Consider the following 5,192-nt stretch of genomic DNA (forward strand, 5'->3'; position numbering starts at 1 on the left):
GACGCCCAGCAACGAGAAGAAGCCGCGCTCGGAGGCTCCCAGCGCCGACATCGCGGACCGCGCGGCCGAACTCGACGGAGGCAGTCGTCGGGTGTTGGCGGGCCGCTGCGCGGGCAGCTGCTCCCCGCGCAGCCAGCGATAGCGAAGCAGCAACAACGTCGCCGGAATCGCCTCCGCGACCGCGATCGAACCGGTGATCACCAGCAGCAACGCGAACCAGCCCCAGGCCGCCAGCAGCGCGGTCACCACGCCCCAGAACACGCATCCGGCGCTGAATATCAGACCCCAGCGCAGCGCGCGCCGGCGCTGGCGCAGCAACCGTGCCCGCGGATCGGTGGCGGCGCTGATTTTCTGCGCCACCAAGTCGGAAAGATCGTTGGCGGTGTCGAAACCACGCTGCAGCAGTGCACGCCAAGATCCGCCGCGCACTGCGCCGCGACCGGACTCCATCGCCATTTCGCCCCGCTCGCCTACTGCTGGCCGATGGGCTTCTCGGCGGGGGCAGTTTTGGGGGCCGCCGCCGGAGTGCCCGGGCTGGCCGCACGGTCGCCGGCCGTCCCCCCGGCAGGCAACGCCTCGCCGCGCATCGATGCGCGGATCTGCTCCAACCGCGAGTGGCCGGCCATCTGCACGCCGGCCTGCTCGACCTCGAGCATGCGGCCCTGGACCGAGTTCTGCGCAAGTTCGGCCGCGCCCATCGCGTTGGCGTAGCGACGTTCGATCTTTTCGCGCACCTCGTCGAGGCTGGGGATGGTGCCGGGCGCGGCGATTTCGCTCATCGACCGTAGCGATGCGCTGACCTGCTCCTGCATCTTGGCCTGCTCGAGCTGGCTGAGCAGCTTGGTGCGCTCGGCGATCTTCTGCTGTAACACCATCGCGTTTTGCTCGACGGCCTTTTTCGCCTGAGCAGCCGCGCTGAGCGCCTGATCGTGCAACGCCTTGAGGTCTTCGACGCTCTGCTCGGCGGTCACCAGCTGGGCCGCGAACGCCTCGGCAGCGTTGTTGTACTCGGTGGCCTTGGCGGTGTCCCCGGCGGCGGTGGCCTGATCGGCTAGTGTCAGCGCCTGCCGCACATTGACCTGAAGTTTTTCAATGTCGGCCAGCTGTCGGTTGAGCCGCATCTCGAGTTGGCGCTGGTTGCCGATCACTTGCGCCGCCTGCTGCGTCAGCGCTTGGTGCTGACGCTGTGCTTCCTCGATGGCCTGCTGAATTTGCACTTTGGGGTCGGCGTGCTCGTCGATCTTCGAGCTGAACAGCGCCATGAGGTACTTCCACGCTTTGACGAACGGATTGGCCATGGATTAGCTCCGCCTTCGTGTCTAGAGGTCTGCACTCATCCTGAGGCCTAATTTATCGGTTCCGCGCAGATTGCTACACCCTTGCTTCGCGGCTAGGCGACGGCCATCGACACAACCGGCGGAATGACGACCTTGGTGCTGGCGTCGATGTTGGTCGCGCTGGCCGGGGAGACCGGGTGCTCGCGACTGGCCAGTTGTTCACCCGCCACGACAAGCAGCTGGGACAGCGGCACATCCAGCGCGTCGCAGATCGCGCTCAGCAGCTCACTGGAGGCCTCCTTGCGACCGCGCTCGACCTCAGACAGATACCCCAGGCTGACCCGCGCAGCGTCTGATACTTCACGCAGCGTGCGGCCTTGTTTGGTTCGGGCGCGACGCAGCACGTCGCCGAGGACCTCGCGCAGCAATGACGGCATCGCGCTCTCCTTAAGTCCGCTCAGCTGAGACCGTTCATCAGGTCAACGACCGCCCCGCGGCCATTGGTTCCCGCGCGGCGGTTTCGGGCCTCGGGTGGGGTTCATGCTGCCGCAACCAGGGCGCGCAGCCTGCTGATCGACTCGCGCACCGCCGAGATACGGATATCCCAGCGCGTTCCGCTGAACTGCAGCTCGACCACCTCTACGACCGAGTAGTCATCGGGCCCGGCCAGCCCCAGGAACACCGTGCCCACCTCGTGACCGCCATGCGGCTCGGGTCCGGCCACACCGGTCAAACCGACGCCCCAGGTGGCGTCGCATCGCTGGCGCGTGCCGACGGCCAGCGCCCGGGCGGTCGGGCCGGCCACCGGCCCGACCTCGTCGAGAATCTGCGGCGCAACCCCGGCCAGCGCGACCTTGGTGTGCTCGGTGTAGGTGATCACGCCGCCGCGCAGTACCGCGCTGGCGCCGGCCACCCCCGCGAGGGTGGCGGCGAGCAGCCCGGCCGTCAGCGATTCGGCGGTGGCGACGCTCTGATTGCGGACCGTCAAATCCGCTACCAGCCCTCGGGCGTCGTCAGTCAGTAGCGGGTCGTCCACGGACATCCCTTGCGGCGGACAACACGTAGTCCACACCGGTGACCAGGGTCAGCACGATCGCGATCGCCATCACGACCCACGCAGCCACCAGCCACAATCCGGACAGCGGCAGCACGAACAATCCGATCGCCACCGCCTGCACAAGGGTTTTCAGTTTGCCGCCGCGACTGGCCGGGATGACGCCGCGGCGCAGCACGACAAACCGCAAGACGGTGATCCCGACCTCGCGAGCCAGGATCACCACCGTCACCCACCACGGCAGATCGCCGAGCATCGACAGCCCAATCAACGCGGCGCCGATGAGTGTCTTGTCCGCGATCGGGTCGGCCATGGTGCCGAATTCGGTCACCATGCCGTAATTACGCGCCAGCGCGCCGTCGACTTTATCGGTGATGACGGCGACCGCGAAAACCACGAAAGCGGCGATGCGGCTGACGGTTTCGTGGCCGTTGCCGGCGAACAGCACCAGCAGGAACACCGGGACCAGCACCAGCCGCAGCAGTGTGAGCACATTGGCGAGGTTGGTGACGCGAACGCGCGGGACTGCCGGACCGGTTTGAGGCTGCCCCGACACGGCATCAGAATATCGGTTGTCGAGCTGCTGGACCTGATTGCCCGCTCTCGCCAGCAAGCGGGAGGTACCCCCGCCTCATCGCGCTACGCGTCCCCCTCGCTGCTCCGCGGCTGGGGTGCCCCCACTGCATCGTCGCGGGTCGGCACCGAAGCCGATACTGTGCACCCGTGAGCGCACCGGGCGGTCCAGCCGCCAACCGGCTGGTGATCCGGCGCGCGCGAACCTCTGACGTGCCGGTGATCAAGCGGCTCGTCGACACCTACGCCGGCAAGATCCTGCTGGAAAAGAACCTGGTGACGCTGTATGAAGCCGTCCAGGAGTTCTGGGTGGCCGAACACCAGCGCGAGGTGGTCGGCTGCGGCGCGTTGCACGTGCTGTGGTCCGATCTGGGCGAGGTGCGCACTGTGGCCGTCGCCCCCACGGTGACCGGCCGGGGCATCGGCCATGCCATCGTCGACAAGCTCCTTGACGTGGCCCGCGAATTGCAGCTGCAGCGGTTGTTCGTGTTGACATTCGAAACCGAGTTCTTCGGCAGGCACGGATTCACCGAGATCGAGGGGACGCCGGTAACCGCCGAGGTGTACGAGGAGATGTGCCGCTCGTATGACATCGGTGTGGCCGAGTTCCTCGACCTGAGCTACGTCAAGCCCAACATTCTGGGCAACTCGCGGATGCTACTGGTTCTATAGGAGTGCATCGAGTGATCGAGAACATGGACGATTTCCGGGCCCTGGATCCGTTCTTCCGGGTCATCGAGGAGGGTCTGGCGGGTTTCGTCGACGGAAAGCACTTCTTTGAGATGCTGGCCGAAGACGTGGTATTTGACTTCGTCATCACCGTCCCCGGCTACCCACGCCACGTCGTCGGCCGCGACAACCTCGTCGAGCTCTTCCGCGGATACGGGTCGGCGTTCTTCCTCAACCGCTGCTACGACCTACGAGTGCACCACTCGCCGGCAACGTCGACGGTCGTGCTCGAGTACTCCTCGGAGGGAAGGGCCGTCGCCAACGATCACCCGTACAGCAACAGGTATATCTCGGTGATCGCCATCGGGGCCCGCAAGGTCACCCAATGGCGTGACTATCTCGACCCGCTCCGCGTATTCGCCGCCCTCGAGGGCCGCGCCTTCGAAGCTGACGCCTAGCTTCGCGCTACTCGCCGTCTTCCGCGTCGTCGTCACCGCCACCAATGCCGCGGATGGACGCCAGGGTCGCGGCCAGCTCGTCGGGCTTGACCAGCACGTCGCGGGCTTTGGACCCTTCGCTGGGGCCGACGATCCCGCGGGTCTCCATCAGATCCATCAACCGGCCGGCTTTGGCGAACCCGACCCGAAGTTTGCGCTGCAGCATCGATGTCGAACCGAACTGGCTGGACACCACCAGCTCCACGGCCTGCAGGAACACGTCCATGTCGTCGCCGATATCGGGGTCGACATCGGTGCGTTCGCCGGTGGGCTTGGCGGTGGTGACGCCCTCCGTGTACTGAGGTTCGGCCTGTTCCTTGCAGGCGGCGACGACGGCGTGGATCTCCTCGTCGGTGATGAACGCTCCCTGCAGCCGGATCGGCTTACTCGCGCCCATCGGCAGGAACAGGCCGTCGCCCATGCCGATCAGCTTCTCGGCGCCCGCCTGGTCCAGGATCACCCGGCTGTCGGTGAGCGACGACGTCGCAAACGACAGCCGGGACGGCACATTGGTCTTGATCAGGCCGGTGACCACGTCGACCGACGGCCGCTGGGTGGCCAGCACCAGGTGGATGCCGGCAGCGCGGGCCTTCTGGGTGATCCGCACGACGGCGTCCTCGACGTCGCGCGGCGCAGTCATCATCAGGTCGGCCAGCTCGTCGACGATCGCGACCACGTAAGGGTAGGGCCGGTATTCGCGCTGGCTGCCCAGTGGCGCGGTGATGGCGCCGGATCGCACCTTTTCGTTGAAGTCGTCGATGTGGCGCACCCGCGACGCCTGCATGTCCTGGTAGCGCTGTTCCATCTCCTCGACGAGCCAGGCTAGCGCCGCGGCGGCCTTCTTCGGCTGGGTGATGATCGGCGTGATCAGATGGGGAATGCCTTCATACGGCGTCAGTTCCACCATCTTTGGATCGATCAGGATCATCCTGACTTCTTCCGGGGTGGCTCGCGCCAGCAGCGACACCAGCATGGAGTTGACGAAGCTGGACTTGCCGGACCCGGTCGAACCGGCCACCAGCAAATGCGGCATCTTGGCCAGGTTGGCCGAGATGAAGTCACCTTCGATGTCCTTGCCCAGCGCGATCACCAGCGGGTGGTGGTCACGTTGCGTCGACGGGG

8 protein-coding genes are annotated in these 5,192 nt (G+C 66.3%); 2 read left to right on the plus strand and 6 right to left on the minus strand.

Annotated features, from left to right (window positions below):
• The 5 genes from pspM to pgsA all read right to left on the minus strand — a co-directional run.
• Positions 1 to 450 (minus strand): phage shock envelope stress response protein PspM (pspM, locus tag VEI45_RS22210; RefSeq protein WP_414687561.1); only part of this gene is annotated, 450 nt, incomplete at its 3' end.
• A 20-nt stretch (positions 451 to 470) separates the two neighbouring features.
• Positions 471 to 1,298, minus strand: a complete 828-nt coding sequence (gene pspA / locus VEI45_RS22215) for a phage shock protein PspA (RefSeq protein WP_324856688.1) — start codon at positions 1,296 to 1,298, stop codon at positions 471 to 473.
• A 92-nt stretch (positions 1,299 to 1,390) separates the two neighbouring features.
• Positions 1,391 to 1,714 carry a transcriptional regulator ClgR gene (gene clgR, locus VEI45_RS22220; protein ID WP_324856689.1) on the minus strand — a complete coding sequence of 108 codons (324 nt, stop codon included), beginning with the start codon at positions 1,712 to 1,714 and terminating at the stop codon, positions 1,391 to 1,393.
• A gap of 101 nt (positions 1,715 to 1,815) precedes the next feature.
• Complete coding sequence (locus VEI45_RS22225; RefSeq protein ID WP_324856690.1) at positions 1,816 to 2,313, minus strand: nicotinamide-nucleotide amidohydrolase family protein; 498 nt, start codon at positions 2,311 to 2,313, stop codon at positions 1,816 to 1,818.
• A complete protein-coding gene (gene pgsA, locus VEI45_RS22230; RefSeq protein WP_324856691.1) occupies positions 2,291 to 2,887 on the minus strand; it encodes a CDP-diacylglycerol--glycerol-3-phosphate 3-phosphatidyltransferase in 597 nt (198 codons plus the stop codon). The genes VEI45_RS22225 and pgsA overlap by 23 nt, the downstream gene beginning before the upstream one ends.
• 167 nt (positions 2,888 to 3,054) lie before the next feature.
• On the opposite strand from pgsA, the gene VEI45_RS22235 reads away from it, so the two are divergent.
• Both VEI45_RS22235 and VEI45_RS22240 read left to right on the plus strand, forming a co-directional pair.
• Positions 3,055 to 3,576 carry an amino-acid N-acetyltransferase gene (locus VEI45_RS22235; protein ID WP_324856692.1) on the plus strand — a complete coding sequence of 174 codons (522 nt, stop codon included), beginning with the start codon at positions 3,055 to 3,057 and terminating at the stop codon, positions 3,574 to 3,576.
• A gap of 11 nt (positions 3,577 to 3,587) precedes the next feature.
• Positions 3,588 to 4,031 carry a hypothetical protein gene (locus VEI45_RS22240; RefSeq protein WP_324856693.1) on the plus strand — a complete coding sequence of 148 codons (444 nt, stop codon included), beginning with the start codon at positions 3,588 to 3,590 and terminating at the stop codon, positions 4,029 to 4,031.
• Between the two features lie 7 nt (positions 4,032 to 4,038).
• On the opposite strand, the gene VEI45_RS22245 is transcribed toward VEI45_RS22240, so the two are convergent.
• On the minus strand, positions 4,039 to 5,192 hold a 1,154-nt coding region (locus tag VEI45_RS22245; protein WP_324856694.1), incomplete at its 5' end, for a DNA translocase FtsK.

It is taken from the genome of Mycobacterium sp. (assembly GCF_035623875.1).
In the GTDB taxonomy this organism is placed as follows: domain Bacteria; phylum Actinomycetota; class Actinomycetes; order Mycobacteriales; family Mycobacteriaceae; genus Mycobacterium.

Excerpts from the sequence above, each read along its gene's own strand:
- pspA (WP_324856688.1), bottom strand. The coding sequence starts at position 1,298 with ATGGCCAATCCGTTCGTCAAAGCGTGGAAGTACCTCATGGCGCTGTTC.
- clgR (WP_324856689.1), bottom strand. The coding sequence starts at position 1,714 with ATGCCGTCATTGCTGCGCGAGGTCCTCGGCGACGTGCTGCGTCGCGCC.